15 protein-coding genes are annotated in these 16,961 nt (G+C 62.4%); 13 read left to right on the forward strand and 2 right to left on the reverse strand.

Annotated features, from left to right (window positions below; translation table 11 throughout):
* Positions 1-12: 12 nt before the first annotated feature.
* Positions 13-933 carry a response regulator transcription factor gene (locus GYH35_RS09840; protein WP_161815794.1) on the reverse strand — a complete coding sequence of 307 codons (921 nt, stop codon included), beginning with the start codon at positions 931-933 and terminating at the stop codon, positions 13-15.
* Positions 923-4,291, reverse strand: a complete 3,369-nt coding sequence (locus GYH35_RS09845; RefSeq protein WP_161815795.1) for a hybrid sensor histidine kinase/response regulator — start codon at positions 4,289-4,291, stop codon at positions 923-925. Before GYH35_RS09845 ends, GYH35_RS09840 begins: the two co-directional genes overlap by 11 nt.
* Before the next feature lie 285 nt (positions 4,292-4,576).
* On the opposite strand from GYH35_RS09845, the gene GYH35_RS09850 reads away from it, so the two are divergent.
* From GYH35_RS09850 to GYH35_RS09910, 13 genes are all read left to right on the forward strand, one after another.
* Positions 4,577-5,680: a porin gene (locus GYH35_RS09850; RefSeq protein ID WP_161828281.1), complete on the forward strand. Its 1,104-nt coding sequence runs from the start codon at positions 4,577-4,579 to the stop codon at positions 5,678-5,680.
* 29 nt (positions 5,681-5,709) lie between these two features.
* Positions 5,710-6,999, forward strand: coding sequence for an urea ABC transporter substrate-binding protein (gene urtA / locus GYH35_RS09855; RefSeq protein WP_161828282.1), 1,290 nt, complete (start codon positions 5,710-5,712; stop codon positions 6,997-6,999).
* 118 nt (positions 7,000-7,117) lie between these two features.
* Entirely contained in the window at positions 7,118-8,701 is a 1,584-nt protein-coding gene (gene urtB, locus GYH35_RS09860) for an urea ABC transporter permease subunit UrtB (RefSeq protein WP_161828415.1), read from the forward strand.
* A 2-nt stretch (positions 8,702-8,703) separates the two neighbouring features.
* The gene (gene urtC, locus GYH35_RS09865; RefSeq protein WP_161815798.1) at positions 8,704-9,828 is read left to right on the forward strand and encodes an urea ABC transporter permease subunit UrtC; all 1,125 of its coding nucleotides are present in this window, start codon (positions 8,704-8,706) and stop codon (positions 9,826-9,828) included.
* Positions 9,825-10,652 carry an urea ABC transporter ATP-binding protein UrtD gene (urtD, locus tag GYH35_RS09870; RefSeq protein ID WP_161815799.1) on the forward strand — a complete coding sequence of 276 codons (828 nt, stop codon included), beginning with the start codon at positions 9,825-9,827 and terminating at the stop codon, positions 10,650-10,652. The genes urtC and urtD overlap by 4 nt, the downstream gene beginning before the upstream one ends.
* Positions 10,653-10,664: 12 nt before the next feature.
* The gene (urtE, locus tag GYH35_RS09875; RefSeq protein WP_161815800.1) at positions 10,665-11,357 is read left to right on the forward strand and encodes an urea ABC transporter ATP-binding subunit UrtE; all 693 of its coding nucleotides are present in this window, start codon (positions 10,665-10,667) and stop codon (positions 11,355-11,357) included.
* Positions 11,354-12,172 carry an urease accessory protein UreD gene (locus GYH35_RS09880; RefSeq protein WP_161828283.1) on the forward strand — a complete coding sequence of 273 codons (819 nt, stop codon included), beginning with the start codon at positions 11,354-11,356 and terminating at the stop codon, positions 12,170-12,172. The genes urtE and GYH35_RS09880 overlap by 4 nt, the downstream gene beginning before the upstream one ends.
* Before the next feature lie 8 nt (positions 12,173-12,180).
* Positions 12,181-12,483: an urease subunit gamma gene (ureA, locus tag GYH35_RS09885; RefSeq protein WP_116811514.1), complete on the forward strand. Its 303-nt coding sequence runs from the start codon at positions 12,181-12,183 to the stop codon at positions 12,481-12,483.
* A 22-nt stretch (positions 12,484-12,505) separates the two neighbouring features.
* Positions 12,506-12,811: an urease subunit beta gene (locus GYH35_RS09890; protein WP_161815802.1), complete on the forward strand. Its 306-nt coding sequence runs from the start codon at positions 12,506-12,508 to the stop codon at positions 12,809-12,811.
* Entirely contained in the window at positions 12,808-14,511 is a 1,704-nt protein-coding gene (ureC, locus tag GYH35_RS09895) for an urease subunit alpha (protein WP_161828284.1), read from the forward strand. Before GYH35_RS09890 ends, ureC begins: the two co-directional genes overlap by 4 nt.
* Positions 14,512-14,522: 11 nt before the next feature.
* A complete protein-coding gene (gene ureE, locus GYH35_RS09900; RefSeq protein ID WP_161828285.1) occupies positions 14,523-14,984 on the forward strand; it encodes an urease accessory protein UreE in 462 nt (153 codons plus the stop codon).
* Positions 14,938-15,636 (forward strand): urease accessory protein UreF, encoded by a 699-nt coding sequence (locus GYH35_RS09905; RefSeq protein ID WP_202624206.1) that lies wholly within the window; start codon positions 14,938-14,940, stop codon positions 15,634-15,636. Before ureE ends, GYH35_RS09905 begins: the two co-directional genes overlap by 47 nt.
* Positions 15,637-15,706: 70 nt before the next feature.
* The gene (locus GYH35_RS09910) at positions 15,707-16,954 is read left to right on the forward strand and encodes an amidohydrolase family protein (protein ID WP_161828286.1); all 1,248 of its coding nucleotides are present in this window, start codon (positions 15,707-15,709) and stop codon (positions 16,952-16,954) included.
* The last annotated feature ends 7 nt before the right edge of the window (positions 16,955-16,961 follow it).

Here is a 16,961-nt window from a genome sequence, read left to right on the forward strand (position 1 = left end):
CCCCCTCCGCTCTTATCGCGCCAAAGTGCGAACCGCACGTGCGGCGGCGGCGGCGCGATTCTCCACACCCAGCTTCACGAACACCTGCTCCAGATGTTTGTTCACCGTGCGCGGGCTGATGCTGAGGATCTCGCCAATCTCCCGATTGGATTTGCCGCGGCTGATCCACAACAGCACTTCTGCTTCACGCGTGGTGAGCAACAGTGCGCTCTGCAACTGCTGCTCGTCGCCCCGCGTGCCTGACTCGGCCAGCCTGAACAGCAGTTCGTCCGGTCCGATGCGGCTCAACATCGAAATCTCCAGCCGCCGCGCGCCCACTTCCATGATGGCCGTACCCGCCCCTTTCACGCTCTGCCGTAATTGCATCAGCTGTTGCACCAACTCTGCCGGCAGGTTCGCGGCCTGTTCGTTTTGACCCGGAAACAACTCGGCGAGCAATGCCCTGGCTTTCGGCGTCGACCAGAGCAGCCGACCGCTCAAATCGGTGGCCAGCAGGAAACGTCCGGTCGCATCCAGCGCCGCATGCGTGCCGGAGGCGATTCTCGCATTCGCCAGGTGAACGCGGATACGCGCCAGCAACTCGTCGATGACGATGGGTTTAGCGACATAGTCGACGCCGCCCGCGGCGAGTCCCTCGACCACGTGTTCGGTATCGCTCAGGCCAGTCATGAAGATGACCGGCAGATGCGACAACAGCTTCTCTCGCTTCAAGCGCCGGCAGGCTTCGAAGCCATCGATGCCCGGCATTACCGCATCCATCAGCACTAGATCTGGCGTGATCTGATCGACCAGCTCCAGCGCACTGTCGCCGTCAGTGGCGATCAGCACGGTGAACCCAGCCTGATCGAGGGTGTCGGTGAGAAAGCTGAGCGTCTCCGGCGTGTCATCCACGACCAGCACGGTATCCCGGCGCGTGCTTGCTTCAGAGGTCATCGTCATTTCGCAGGGTTTCCAGCACGTTCATGTAGCGCTTCAGGTCGAAGTTCGCGACCAGCGACTGCATGTGGGTGGTGAAGGGTTTGCTGGCCGGGTCGTCGGCCTCGATCTGGCGCAGCTTGGCTTGGATGCCACGCACGTGCCCGATCTTGCCGAGTTGATAGAGATCGTTGACGTGATGTCGCGAGTGCAACGGCAAGTCGCGCGACGCGCCGACCTCCTCTATCGCTTCCTCCTCGGTCGCGTAGGTCCACTGCAGACCGAGCAGACCCGCGATCGTATCGAGCAGTAACTGCATGTCGACGGGCTTCATCACAAAGCCGTCGTGCGGACAATCGGCGCCGCCCGGGCCGTATTCATGTGCGTTGGCCGACACCATGACGATCTTCATCGACGTGAGCGCCGCGTGATCGCGCAGTTGGTTCGCGACGTCCCAACCCGACAGATCCGGCATCGAAATATCGATCATGACCAGCGCCGGACGCTCCCGGACAGCGAGCGCGATGCCCGATGTTCCGTTCGACGCCGTGAGAACCTCAAACTGCAATGGCCGCAGCAGACGCTGCACGATGTCGAGATGCGCGGGATCGTCATCGATAAGCAGCAACTTGCAGCGCGCCCCGGTGTAGCCGGTGATGCGCCCGGGTAGCGACGATTGCTGGACCGAATGCATCGCCTCGGACAACAGCAGTCGCACAGTAAACATCGTGCCCTCGCCCAGCGTGCTGCGCGCGAGCAGCTCGCCGCCCATGATTTGCGTCAGCAGCTTCGTGATCGTGAGCCCCAGACCGATGCCCGGCACCGCGCGCACCGTCGGCGTTTCACCGCGCTCGAAAGGCTGAAAGACCCGCTCGAGATCGGCCTCCGCAATGCCGAGGCCGGTATCGGAGATCTCGAACTCCGCCACTTGATTGCGATAGCGCACCACCAGGCTGGCATGGCCGCGCTCGGTGTACTTGATCGCATTCGACAGCAGATTGATCAGGATCTGCCGCAACCGTTTCTGGTCGGTGTACACCTGCGCCGGCAGGTGCGGCGGCCGTTGATAGCGGAACTCGATGCCGCGACTCGCCGCCTGCAGCCGGAACATGTCGACGATCTGGTCGAGAAACTCCACCAGCTGCACTTTGTCCCGATTCAGCCGCAGCATGCCGTTCTCGATGCGCGAGATATCCAGCAAGCCGTCGATGAGGTTGGTGAGATGCTCGGCGCTGCGGCGGATCACGCGCGCCGCATTGTCGGAAGGCCCGGCGATCTCCCGTTCGAGCAGCTGCGCATAACCGAAGATCGCATTCAGCGGCGAGCGGATCTCGTGGCTGATGCCGACGATATAACGCGTCTTGGCCACATTGGCCGCTTCTGCGACTTCCTTCGCCTTTTGCAGGGCCGCGTCCGTGCGTTTGTGAGCCTCGATTTCATCCATCAGCATTGCGGTCTGGCGCGCCGACTCCGCCTCGGCGCTGCGCCGGCTCTCGTGGGCTAGGACGATGAGCCACGCGGCCACGCCGGTCAGCACGAATAGACTGATGAAGACGACCCACAACGTCATGCCGATCGCCTCGCGATCCGCCGCGGTGGCGCCGCCGGCCTGATGATAGATCAGCGACAGCAGCAAACCCGTCGCCAAGTTGAACACCAGCAACAGGCCAAAGAAATGACCGGCGCGCGTGTTCAACGACACTGCCGCGCGCTTGGGCAGGATACTCGCGAAGAACCCCTGCAGCTGCTCGGTAAAGCGGCTGTCGGTCTTGCACAGATCGTGACAACGCGCCTCCAGCGTGCAGCACAACGAGCAGATCGGGCCCGAATAGGCGGGACACATCGCCATGTCGTTCCGGCCGAATACGTTTTCGCAGATCGTGCAACGAATCTCGGGCTGCTGCTCCGGTAGACCCGTCGGCTGGCGGGCCAGGTAGTACCGACCCTTCGTCGCCCACGCGATCAGCGGCGCGGCGACGAAGGCCACGACCAGCGCCACCAGCGGAGAAAGAATCTGCGGGAATGTGCCGAACACACCGAGGAACGCGAGACTCGAGATCACAATCGACAACAGCAATGCGCCCACGCCGACGGGATTGATGTCATAGAGATGCGCGCGTTTGAACTCGATGTACGGTGGGCTGTACCCCAGCGGCTTGTTGATCACCAAGTCCGCTGTCAAGGCACCGATCCACCCCGCCGCGAAATTGGCGTAGATCACCAGGATGCTTTCGATCGCGTTGAAGATGCCGGTCTGCATGAGCAGCAACGCGAGCAGCACGTTGAACACCAGCCACACGACGCGGCCCGGATGGCTGTGCGTCAGACGCGAAAAGAAATTCGACCACGCGATCGATCCGGCGTACGCGTTGGTCACATTGATCTTGAGCTGACAGACGATGACGAAGATGCCGGTCAGCACCAGCGCAAAGGTCGGCGACTGAAACGTCTCGCGGAACGCCAGGAAATACATGCCCGTCGGCTCATCCGCCTGCGCCGGCAAGACCCCATGCCGTAAGGCGAAGTACGCCAGAAAGGAGCCCGCGAGCAACTTGAACCCGCCCATGAACACCCAGCCAGGGCCCGAGGCGATCAACGCCGTCCACCAAGCCACCCGATTGCGGCGATCACGGTTTGGCAGAAATCGCAGATAGTCCACCTGCTCGCCAATCTGCGGCAGCAATGACAGCAGCATCGACAGCGCCAGACCGAACAACAGCGGATCGAGCGAACCGTCGGGCGAGCCTTGCTGGCCTGCGTATCCGGTCCACGCCGACACGTCGGCCGGACTCCGCCACGCTATATATGCAATCGGCAGGATCTGCAGCAGCAGCCAGATCGGCTGCGTCACCAGCTGCATCTTGCTGATCAGACTGATGCCATAGATCGCGATGGGAATGACGATCAGCGAGCTGATCAGATGGCCGATCGCGAGCGGAATGCCGAACAGCATCTGCAGCGCCATCGACATGATGCTCGCCTCGATTGCCAGCAGCAGGAAGGTGAAGGACGCATAGATCAGCGAGGTGATCGTCGAGCCCATGTACCCGAAGCCGGCGCCACGCGTGAGCAGGTCGATGTCCACGCCATAGCGGGCCGCATACGAGCAGATCGGCAGGCCGATCAGAAACATCAGCACGCAGAACGCCGCGATCGCCCACGCGGTATTCGGAAAGCCATAGGCAATCGTCAGCGCGCCGCCGATGGCCTCGCACGCCAGGAACGCGATCGGACCGAACGCAGTATTGCCGACGCGGAAAGAAGACTTGCGCGCGCGATCCGCCGTGTAGCGCAGCGCATAGTCTTCGAGCGTCTGACTCGCCACCCATTGGTTGTACTGACGGCGCTCGCGAACGATCCGTTGTCGTGCAGCCATTCTCGATGTTCTTGTGTCGTTGACGTTCCCATAAGCAAGCGATGTGCCAGGCCACGTTCTGGGGCAGCGTCGCGGCTGCCTTCCCCAATGCTGGTGCACGTTCGTGCCACATCGAGGTGCAGCGTTCAGGCCGGCTGCACAGTGATGGGTCGTACGCGACTCATTCGAGCACGGCTACGTCAAATGACGTGTATGCGCACGTCGCCAGCCCGCATAGCGTTCGACGCCAGGGATGGACTCGAGCTCATCTGGCCACACCAACAATCACGACTGCAGGGAACCTTCATGCGACCACCATCGATCAATTGCCGAACCACCGCGGGCTTGCGCGTCGTCGCGATGGGCGCGCTGGCAGCGCTGCCCGCGAGCAACCTGCTCGCCGCCGAGGTGGATTTGCCGCCCGTGTCGGTCGGCGCCGGCGTGCGCTCGAGCTTCACGTACTCCGATCCGGACTTTGGCGATGAGGTCAGCGACTTCGAGCTGAACAGCGCGCGCATCTACATCAGCGGCAAAGTGACCGAGAACATCAGCTTGATGTTCAACACCGACTACAACGCAGGGGGCGCGACGCCGGAATCGGTGCGCGTCATCGACGCCGTCGCGCAATTCTCGTTCTCGGATGAATTCAACATCTGGGCCGGCCGTTTCCTGCCACCGAGCGACCGCGCCAATCTTTACGGCCCCTATTACGCAAATCACTGGGGCGTGTATCGCGACGGCGTCCAGGACGGCTATCCGTTCGAGACCGAAGGCCGCAACGACGGCGTGATGTATTGGGGTCAGTTCGGTATCGCGAAGGTCTCCGCCGGCGCCTTCGATGTGCAAGGCCTCACCAAGGGCAGCTCGGACGTGCTGTACGCGGGCCGCGTGCAGCTGGATTTCTGGGACCCGGAGAGCGGCTATTACCTGAACAGCACCTACTACGGCGAGAAGGATCTGCTGGCGGTCGGCGTCGCGGCTCAAACAGCGGCCGGCGACAACGCCTACTCCGTCGACTTTCTGCTGGAAAAGAAGCTGGCCAACAGCGGCGTCGTGACGATCGAGGCGGAATACGCCAAGTATGACGGCCTGGGCGGCTACCCCTCGCCAGTGTCCAACATCAATGTCCCCATCCCGTACGACTCGAGCGACGGTTACTACCTGCTCGGCGCCTACGTGTTTCCGCAAACCGTCGGCATCGGCAAGTTCCAGGTGCTCGCGAAGTACGGCGAGGCGACCTACGACTACGGCTTCGCCGAGCTCGATCAAACCACGAGCGAGTTGAACCTGACGTATCTGATCAAGGACTTCAACGCGCGCGTCACGCTGTTCTACATCGACTCCAGCTTCGACCCCAATCTCGGCCTCGACGGCAAGCAGATGGGCGTCGGCCTGCAGGTTCAGATCTAGTCCCCACTCTTCCCTTCGGAGAAACATTCATGCGTAAAACAAACCCGGGCGGACTGAAGCAACTTGCAGCCGCCATCGCTCTCATGTCCGCCATGGCGGCGCAAGCGGCCGACACCATCAAGGTCGGCGTGTTGCATTCGCTGTCGGGCACGATGGCGATCTCGGAAACGACGCTCAAAGACACCGTCCTCATGCTCATCGACGAGCAGAACAAGAAAGGCGGCGTCATGGGCAAGAAGCTCGAAGCCGTGGTGGTCGATCCAGCTTCCAACTGGCCGCTGTTCGCCGAGAAGGCCGAGCAGCTGCTGGTGAAGGACAAAGTGTCGGTCGTGTTCGGCTGCTGGACCTCGGTCTCACGCAAGTCCGTGCTGCCGGTGTTCGAGAAGAACAATGGCTTGCTGTTCTATCCGGTGCAGTACGAGGGCGAGGAATCGTCCAAGAACGTGTTCTACACCGGCGCCGCGCCCAATCAGCAGGCGATTCCCGCCGTCGATTACCTGATGAACGAAGTGGGCGTGAAGCGCTGGGTGCTGGCCGGCACCGACTACGTGTATCCGCGCACCACCAACAAAATCCTCGAAGCGTACTTGAAGGCCAAGGGCGTCAAGGACGAGGACATCATGATCAACTACACGCCCTTCGGGCACTCCAACTGGCAGCGCATCGTCGCTGACATCAAGAAATTCGGCTCAGCGGGGAAAAAGACCGGCGTCGTCTCCACCATCAACGGCGACGCCAACGTGCCGTTCTACAAGGAGCTCGGCAATCAGAAGATCTCGGCCGAGGACATTCCGGTGGTGGCCTTCTCGGTCGGCGAGGAAGAGCTCTCGGGCATCGACACCAAGCCGCTGGTCGGCCATCTCGCCGCCTGGAACTATTTCATGAGCGTCGACACGCCGGCGAACGCCGAGTTCATCAAGAAGTGGCGCGCCTTCATCAAGAACAACAAGCGCGTCACCAACGACCCGATGGAAGCGCACGTGATCGGCTTCAACATGTGGGTCAAGGCGGTGGAAAAGGCCAAGAGCACCGAGGTCGGTAAGGTGATCGACGCCATGGTCGGCATCGAAGTGCCGAACCTGAGCGGCGGCACCGCCAAGATGCTGCCGAATCATCACCTCACCAAGCCGGTGCTGATTGGCGAAGTGCGCGCCGACGGTCAGTTCGACACCGTCTGGCAGACCGAAGGATTGGTGCCGGGCGACGCGTGGTCCGACTACTTGCCGGGCAGCAAGGACATCGAGGCGGACTGGGTGAAGCTCAAGTGCGGCAACTACAACACCAAGACCATGAAGTGCTCCGGACAGAACTACGAGTAATGGGTCCGCGGTGACAAACATCAGTTGCACGTTGTTCGCGGTCCCGGGCGCAAGTCCGGGACCGCTGTTCCTTGCCCGCCGCGCATTGGGGTGGCTCGCGCTCCTCCTGGTCGTCGGGATGCTCGCGCGCCCAGCTGCCGCTGCCGAGTCGACTTCATTCGAGCAGGCGCTCGGCCATCTCGCGACGGCCAACTTCAAACAAAAGGAACGCGCCGTCGGCGAGTTGCTCGACGCTCGCCATGCCAACACGCGCGCCGTGCTGAACGCGTTGCTCGAAGGCACTCTCTATTATCGAAAAGACGACAGGCGCGTGTTCATCGCCGCTGCGCAGGATGCGAGCTTGCGATTACTAGACCCGCTCACGATGTCCGACGCAGGCACCGCCGAGGCGTCCGACTACACCAAGATCACGACCAACAACCAGTTGCGTAAAACATTGAAGAGCGCGTTGGCCAGCTTCGACCTGGCCGATCCCGACGCGAATGTGCGACTGGCCGCCGTGAACGAGCTAATGCGCTCTCTGGATGCGGACAGCGTTTCGATCCTGCGTGCGCGCCAAAGCTCCGAAAAGAACGATGCGGTCCGTACTGCCATCAGCACCGGCCTGGCCATCGCAGATCTGGATAGCGCGGATGCCGCCGTTCGGCTGGCCGCCGTCGAACAACTCGAAGGCAGCCTGAATCCCGAAGCCTTCAACCGGCTCAGCGCCCTCGTGACCAAGGCCGACGACGGCAGCTACGCAGAGCCGGATGAGAACGTGCGAAACGCGGCGCGCGCCGCGCTCAACGAGATCGACAACTGGCGGAGCTTCTATCGCACGCTGGAAACATTGTTCTTCGGCCTGAGCCTGGGCTCGGTGCTGGTGTTGGCTGCGATCGGGCTTGCCATCACCTTCGGCGTCATGGGCGTCATCAACATGGCGCACGGCGAGTTGATGATGCTCGGCGCCTACACCACTTACGTGATTCAGCTGCTGATGCCGCAACACATTGGCGCCTCGGTGCTGGTCGCGATACCGGTCGCTTTCTTGGTTGCGGGCGGCGTCGGTGTCCTGATCGAGCGTGGCATCATGCGCTTCCTGTATGGCCGCCCCCTGGAAACATTGCTGGCCACCTTCGGCGTCAGCCTGGTGCTGCAGCAGATCGTGCGCGACATCTTCACCGCCAACAATCGCCCCGTGGAAACCCCGGCGTGGATGGCCGGTTCGCTGCAGATCAACGAAGCGTTCTCGATCACTTACAACCGGCTCTACGTCGTGCTGTTCATGCTGATCGTGTTCGCGATCCTGCAACTGGTCCTGAAGAAGACTTCGCTCGGCCTGAAAGTGCGGGCAGTGGCGCAAAATCGCGCGATGGCGAAATCCATGGGCGTGCGCACCGAGTGGGTGGACGCGCTCACGTTCGGGCTGGGCTCGGGCATCGCCGGCGTCGCCGGCGTCGCACTGAGCCAGCTCACCAACGTCGGGCCGAATCTCGGCCAGAGCTACATCATCGATTCGTTCATGGTCGTCGTGTTCGGCGGCGTGGGCAATCTCTGGGGCACGCTCATCGGCGGTATGTCGCTCGGCGTCGTGAACCAGGCGCTCGAACCGTACGCGGGCGCCGTCCTCGCGAAGATCCTCGTGCTCATCGCGCTGATCCTGTTCATCCAGCGACGCCCGCGTGGCCTCTTTCCGCAGAAAGGCCGGGCCGCCGAGAATTAAACATGCAGACATCTCATCCAGCGATCCGACTTCTCGCCGGCGAGCGCGGCACGCAAGTGTTTCTTGCGTTGCTGCTGACTGTCGGCGTCGCCGCGCCAATCATGCACCTCGCATTTCCGGAAGGCTCGGCCTTGCACCTGTCCAGCTACACGATGACGCTCATGGGCAAGTACATGACCTATGCCCTGCTCGCCATCGCCGTGGACCTGGTCTGGGGCTATTGCGGCATCTTGAGCCTCGGACACGCAGCGTTCTTCGCACTCGGCGGCTACGCGATGGGCATGTATCTGATGCGGCAGATCGGCACGCGCGGCGTCTATGGCGATCCGGTGCTGCCCGACTTCATGGTGTTCCTGAATTGGCAGGAGCTGCCGTGGTTCTGGCACGGCTTCGATATGTTCTGGTTTGCCGCGCTCATGGTCATCGTCGTGCCCGGGCTGCTGGCACTGGCATTCGGATGGCTGGCGTTTCGTTCGCGCGTCACCGGCGTGTATCTGTCGATCATCACGCAAGCGCTGACCTACGCGCTGATGCTCGCCTTCTTCCGCAACGACATGGGCTTTGGCGGCAACAACGGCCTGACGGACTTCAAAGACATCCTCGGCGCGAATATCAACGCGCCCGGAACTCGGGTCGCATTGTTTGTAGCCTCGGCGGTCGCGCTCGGTCTCGGCTATCTCGCCTGCCGTTACATCACCTTGTCACGTGCCGGTCGGGTGGTACAGGCGATTCGCGACGCCGAAAGCCGAACCCGATTCATCGGCTATCGCGTCGAGTCATACAAGCTGTGGGTGTTCGCATTCTCTGCGGTGCTCGCCGGTATTGCCGGGGCGCTGTACGTGCCGCAGGTCGGCATCATCAATCCCAGCGAATTCCAGCCCATCAACTCCATCGAGATCGTCATCTGGGTGGCGGTGGGTGGCCGCGGAACCTTGTATGGCGCGGTCGCGGGCGCTGTGCTCGTGAACTACGCGAAAACTTATTTCACCGCCACCATCCCCGAGCTGTGGCTGTACGCGCTGGGCACGCTGTTCGTGATCGTCACGTTGTTCCTGCCGAAGGGCGTCGTCGGGCTCGCAGATAAATTCACGTCACGCGAGCCGGCTGCTCGAGCGGTGACCGCATGAACGCCACCACCGCTCTTCGTAACGGTTGGCAAAAGGTATTCGGCGCCGGAGCGAGAAGCGCTCGCCCAGCGCCCGGCGACACTTCGCACGGCACGATTCTGTATCTCGAAGACATCAGCGTCAGCTTCGATGGTTTCAAGGCGCTCAACGCACTGACCTTGTATATCGACGCCGGCGAGCTTCGTTGCATCATCGGGCCGAATGGCGCCGGCAAGACCACGATGATGGACGTCATTACCGGCAAGACGCGCCCGGATGCCGGCTCGGCATGGTTCGGCCAGACCACCGACCTGCTGACATTGAGCGAGCCGCAGATCGCCGAAGCGGGCATTGGCCGGAAGTTTCAGAAACCCACCGTGTTCGAGCAGCACACCGTCATGGAGAACCTGGAGCTGGCGGTCGCCGGCACCAAGACGATCTGGACGACGCTCGGTTCCCCGCTCGATCGCCGGCAACACGAACGTATCGAAGAGGTACTCGAAACCATTCGCTTGCAGGATCGCCGCAGCATGCGTGCCGGCATGCTTTCGCACGGCCAGAAGCAATGGCTGGAGATCGGCATGCTGCTCGCGCAGGAGCCGCGTCTGCTGCTCGTCGACGAACCGGTGGCCGGCATGACGCCGCAGGAAGTGGAGCGCACCGCCGAGCTGTTGCTCTCGCTCGCGGGCAAACATTCCGTGATGGTCGTCGAACATGATATGGATTTCGTCCGCTCCATCGCGCGCAGGGTCACCGTGCTGCACGAGGGCCACGTCCTGGCGGAAGGCACGATCGATGAAGTCCAGAACGATCCACGCGTCGTGGAAGTGTATCTGGGCGAGTGACAGAGACGAACGATGCTGGAAATCCGACAGCTCAACCAGTTCTACGGCGGCAGCCACATTCTTTGGGATGTGGACCTGAGCATCGCCGCCGGCTCGTGCACCTGCCTGATGGGCCGCAACGGCATGGGCAAAACCACCCTGCTCCGCTGCATCATGGGCCTGCTGCCCGCGACCGGCGAGGTTTCCTATGACGGACAGAACCTGAATCGACTCGCGGCCGATCGTCGCGCCGGCCTTGGCATCGGCTACGTCCCACAGGGGCGCGAAATCTTTTCGCAGCTGACGGTGGAAGAGAACCTTCGCATCGGCCTGTCGGCACGCAAGCGCAAAGTCCGCGATATTCCGGAACAGATCTTCGAGCTGTTTCCGGTGTTGAAGAAGATGCTACGTCGTCGCGGCGGCGACCTGTCCGGCGGCCAGCAGCAGCAACTCGCCATCGGCCGTGCGCTGGTTCTGGAGCCGCGTCTGCTGATCCTGGATGAGCCGACCGAAGGCATTCAACCCAACATCGTTCATGAAATCGGCGATATCATCCTGCGGCTCAACCACGAGGCGAACCTCACCGTGCTGCTGGTCGAACAGAAATTGCCTTTTGCCCGCCGCGTGGCGAGCGAGTTCCGCATCCTCGACAAGGGCCGGGTCGTCGCGGGCGGGAAGATTCCCGAGCTGACGGACGATTTGGTACGCCAGCACCTCACGGTATGAGCGCAGTCGGCGAGCAATCGCCAACGTCGGGATGGCGCGCACGGCTGGAACTGACGTTCGCCCGCGCCGCCGGACGAACACGCATTGTCGCGCGACGACATCACGGCCCGCTGCTCGTGCAGAGACCGTTCTATCCCGAGGGCGATGTTTGTCACGCTTACATCGTTCATCCACCCGGTGGCGTCGTGGGTGGCGACGAGTTGCAGTTGCACGTCGAAACAGGAAACGACGCGCACGCCTTGCTAACGACGCCGGCCGCGGCGAAGTTCTATCGCAGCGATGGCCGCACGGCCCGACAGGAGCAGATTCTGCGTGCCGATGGAGCGACGCTGGAATGGTTACCGCAGGAAAGCATTTTCTATCCCGATGCCAGAGTGCGCAGTGTGACTCGCATCGAGCTGTCAGCGCGCGCCAGGTTCATCGGCTGGGAGATCGCCTGCCTCGGCCTGCCGGCTCGCAAGCAACCGTTCGATCGCGGCGAGCTGCGTCTGCACCTGGAATTGTGGGAAGCCGGCGCGCCGCTATTGATCGATCGGTTGCGCATTTCTGGAAGCACGGGCTGGGGCCTGGGCGGCCATGAGTCGATCGGAACATTGCTTGCCTATCCTGCGACACGCGTGACGGTCGACGCTGTCCGGAACGTGCAACCGCCGAATGTCGAACTCGGGGTCACGCTGGTAGATAACGTGCTGGTCTGCCGAGCGCTCGCCGCGCAGGCCGAGCCGATCAAGCGCGCGTTCGTCGAAGCCTGGAAAACATTGCGGCCCTCTTTGCTGGAGCGGCCGGCCGTGCCGCCCCGCATCTGGGCAACTTGAGACACGCCATGGAACTGACACCAAGAGAGAAAGATAAACTGCTCATCTTCACCGCCGCGCTGCTCGCCGAGCGACGCAAGGCTCGCGGCCTGAAATTGAATTATCCCGAGGCGGTCGCCTTGATCTCCGCCGCGATCATGGAAGGCGCGCGCGACGGCAAGACGGTTGCGGAGCTGATGAGCTATGGCGCCACCATCCTGACGCGCGACGACGTGATGGACGGCATTGCCGAAATGATCCCCGACGTCCAGGTCGAGGCCACGTTTCCAGACGGCACCAAGCTCGTGACCGTGCACCAGCCCATCGCCTGACGCAGATCGACGCGAGGACTTCATGATACCCGGCGAAGTGTTTCCCGCGGACGGCGAGCTCGAGCTCAACGTCGGCCGCCCCACCGTCATCATCAAAGTGGCGAACACCGGCGATCGGCCGATACAGGTCGGCTCGCATTATCACTTCTTCGAAACCAACACGGCGCTGCGCTTCGACCGAGCGGCGACGCGAGGCTTTCGCCTGAACATCGCCTCCGGGACCGCGGTCCGCTTCGAGCCCGGCCAGGAGCGCGAAGTGGAGCTGGTTGCGTACGACGGCGATCGCGTGGTGTATGGATTCAATCAAAAGGTGATGGGCAAGTTATGACCTCCATCGGCCGGACCGCCTATGCCGAGATGTACGGGCCCACCACGGGCGACCGCGTGCGCCTGGGCGACACCGAATTGATCGTCGAGGTCGAGCGCGACCATACGATCTACGGCGAGGAAGTGAAATTCGGCGGCGGCAAAGTCATCCGCGACGGCATGGGCCAGAGCCAGCGCACCGCCGCCGACGTCGTCGACACCATCATCACCAACGCGCTGATCATCGACCATTGGGGCATCGTCAAGGCCGACATCGGCATCAAGGATGGGCGCATCGTCCGCGTCGGCAAGGGCGGCAATCCGGATGTGCAACCGGGCGTCGACATCGTGATTGGCGCCGGCACCGAAGTGATCGCCGGCGAAGGGCTCATCGCAACGCCGGGGGCGATCGATTCGCACATTCATTTCATCTGCCCGCAGCAGGTCGACGAAGCATTGATGTCCGGCATCACGACCATGATCGGTGGCGGCACCGGTCCCGCGACCGGCACGAACGCGACCACGTGCACCTCGGGCCGTTGGTATATCGAGCGCATGTATCAGGCCGTCGAGGCGCTGCCGATCAACTTCGGATTGCTCGGCAAGGGCAACGCGAGTCTGCCCCGCCCGCTCGAGGAACAAATCGAAGCGGGCGTCATGGGATTGAAGCTGCACGAGGATTGGGGCACGACACCGGCGGCCATCGATAATTGCCTCGCCGTTGCCGACCGATACGACGTGCAGGTCGCCATCCATACGGACACGCTCAATGAGTCCGGTTTCGTCGAAGACACGATCGCCGCGTTCAAGGGACGTGCGATTCATACCTATCACACCGAGGGCGCCGGTGGCGGTCATGCGCCGGACATCATCAAGGCTTGCGGCGAAGCCAACGTGCTGCCCTCCTCGACCAATCCAACTCGTCCCTATACGGTCAACACCATCGACGAGCATCTCGACATGCTGATGGTGTGCCATCACTTGGATCCCGGCATTGCCGAGGACGTCGCGTTCGCCGAATCGCGCATCCGCCGCGAGACAATTGCCGCAGAGGATATCCTGCACGACCTGGGCGCCTTTTCGATGATCTCGTCCGACTCCCAGGCCATGGGCCGCGTTGGCGAAGTCATCACACGCACCTGGCAGACGGCGCACAAGATGAAAGTGCAGCGGGGCTCGCTGGCGCCGGACACGGCACGCAACGATAACTTTCGCGTGCGTCGCTATCTCGCCAAGTACACGATCAATCCAGCCCTGACGCACGGTGTGGCGCATGAAGTCGGATCGATCCAGGCCGGCAAGCTCGCCGACATCGTGCTGTGGCGCCCGGCGTTCTTCGGCGCGAAGCCCGCGATGATCATCAAAGGCGGCATGATCGTCGCCGCTCCCATGGGCGACCCGAATGCGTCAATTCCTACGCCGCAGCCCGTGCACTATCGTCCGATGTTTGGCGCGCTCGGTCGGGCTCGGTCCGCCACGTCTGTGAGTTTTGTTTCCAAGGCCGCGCTGGAGAACGGCATGGCCGAGCGCTTGAAGCTCGATAAGCGCTTGGTCGCCGTGCAGGGAACGCGTACTGTGCGCAAGCGCGATCTGGTGCTGAACGACTATCAGCCGACGATCGATGTGGATTCGCAAACGTACGAAGTGCGCGCCGACGGCCAGCTGCTCACCTGCGAGCCGGCGAAAGCGTTGCCGCTGGCGCAGCGATATTTCCTGTTCTGAAGTTGACCTCTGTGCTGAATATCACTCGAAAGCTGCCCGCCTCCACGACGCCTGCTGACGTGAAGCTCGTGCTGCCGTTTCAATTGCGGAACAAGAGCCGTCTGCGCACCACCTTGGATACTGGCGAAGAAGTGGGCCTGATCCTCGAGCGTGGATCGATCCTGCGCGGCGGAGATCTGTTGCTTGCGGAGGATGGCCGCGTCGTGGAAGTCGTCGCGGAGCCCGAGACGGTTTCGACAGTGCGCGCCTCCGAGCCGCTGGCGCTGTGTCGGGCGAGCTATCATCTGGGCAATCGACACGTCGCGCTGCAGATCGGCCCTGGCTGGGTTCGTTATCAACACGATCACGTGCTCGACGAAATGGTCCGCGGCCTGGGTCTTGCCGTCACAATCGAAGAAGCGCCTTTCGAGCCCGAGGCTGGCGCCTATGGTGGGCACTCGCATTCCGCACTTGCTCCGCATGCGCTCGGGTAGCACTCACCTGCTTCGCATCCTGCATCTGGCGAGCCCCGCCTTGCCGATCGGCGCTTTTCACTTCTCGCAAGGATTGGAATATGCCGTCGAAGCAGGCTGGGTGAAGGACGAGCCCTTCGCGCTCGAATGGATAGCCGGCGTTGCTCGATGTGCCATCGGCACGCTCGATCTGCCGGTGCTGCTCCGCCTGCATCGTGCCGCTCGCCTTGGCGACGACGATGGGCTGCAACGGTGGGGCCGATTCCTGCTGGCGGCTCGAGAGACGGAAGAACTGCGTGCCGAGGACCGCCATATGGGATCCGCACTGGCTCGCATCTTGCGAGAGCTCGGCGCGAGGCTTCCAAGCCGGAACCATCCCGGCTACGCCGAGATGTTCGCTGTTGCCTGCGTGCACTGGAACATCGGTGAGGACGAAGTCCTGCAGGCGTATGCATGGGCTTGGGCGGAGAATCAGGTTCTCGCAGCCGTGAAGCTCGTACCGCTCGGACAAAGCGCCGGACAGCGCATGCTGCACGCCCTTGTGCCGTTGCTCGAAGAAATCGCGGTGCAGGCGTTCGATATCGACGATGAAGGCATCGGCGCCTGCGCAGTCATGCAAGGGCTCGCCAGCGCGCGACACGAAACCCAGTACACTCGGCTGTTCAGATCCTAAAAGCGCCAGACTGCAACTTTCTCGGCGCCTGGCAAGTCACAACGCTGCGTCGATTCAAGGAAGCTGAAGCATGTCGAACCGTTGCCTGGGCGTCTTGCTGGTGGCTCTCACCGGAATAGTATCATCAGTGGCTCAGGCCCAGCAGGCCTGGACGTTGGACGGCGTGAAGATCTATCCGGCCCCGAATGCGCCACCGGTCAGTGGCCACGTCATCATCGCGGGCAACAAGATCGAATCGGTCACAACCGGCAAGTCGCGCGCGACGGCCGAGAACAAGCACTCTCAGTGCGATGGCGGCGTAATCGTGGCGGGCTTCCAAAACAGTCACGTCCACTTCACCGGCGAGGAGTTCAGCAACGCTCGACAGCGGCCGGCCGCAGAGCTCGACGCTGCATTGACGCGGATGCTGACGCGCTACGGCTACACGACTGTCTTCGATGTCGCTTCCGATGGCGAAAACACATTGGCTCTGCGGAGCAGGATCGAGAAAGGCGAGCTGCGCGGACCGAGAATCCTCACAGTGGGCCTGGCTCTCTTTCCTCCGCACGGCTTACCGATTTATATCTCGCACATGCCCAAGGAGCTGCTCGATCGGCTCCCGCAACCCGACTCCGCCGACGCAGCGGCGCAGATCGTGCGCAAGAACCTGGATGCCGGCACTGACGGAACCAAGCTCTTCATCGCAACTCCGCAAGGTGACGGCACCAACAAGCGCATGCCCGCCGACATCGCCAGCGCCGCCGTACAAGAAACACACCGACGAGGCAAGTTGGTGTTCGCCCATCCGACCGACATCCAGGGCATCCAGGACGCGCTCGCCGCCCACGTCGACATCCTGACTCACCCGCCGCTCGGGGCGCCGGCGCCGTGGCCGGAGCCACTGATGAAACAACTGCGCGACGCCGGAGTCTCGATGACGCCGACGTTGCAACTCTTCCCCTATGAGCTGAACAAACAACGCGTCCCAGCGGATATCGCCGAACGGCTCGTGAACGAGACTCTGACCGAGTTCGGCAAATTCGCGACGCTCGGCGGCCAGGTGCTGTTTGGCACTGACGTGGGTTACATGACCGACTACGATCCGACTCGCGAATACGAGCTGCTGGCGAAAGCGGGCATGACGCCCATGCAAATGCTCGCCTCCCTGACCACAACCCCAGCCGCGCGATGGAATGAGCAGGATTCACGAGGACGCATCGCGGCCGGGATGGCTGCAGACCTCGTCGTACTCGACGCCGACCCCGCCGACTCACCTCGCAACTTCGCCTCCGTCCGCTGCGCCATCCGTGGCGGCGAAGTCATTTACTCGCGGCGCTGATCAAGCT

Source organism: Steroidobacter agaridevorans, from assembly GCF_009932555.1.
In the GTDB taxonomy this organism is placed as follows: domain Bacteria; phylum Pseudomonadota; class Gammaproteobacteria; order Steroidobacterales; family Steroidobacteraceae; genus Steroidobacter; species Steroidobacter agaridevorans.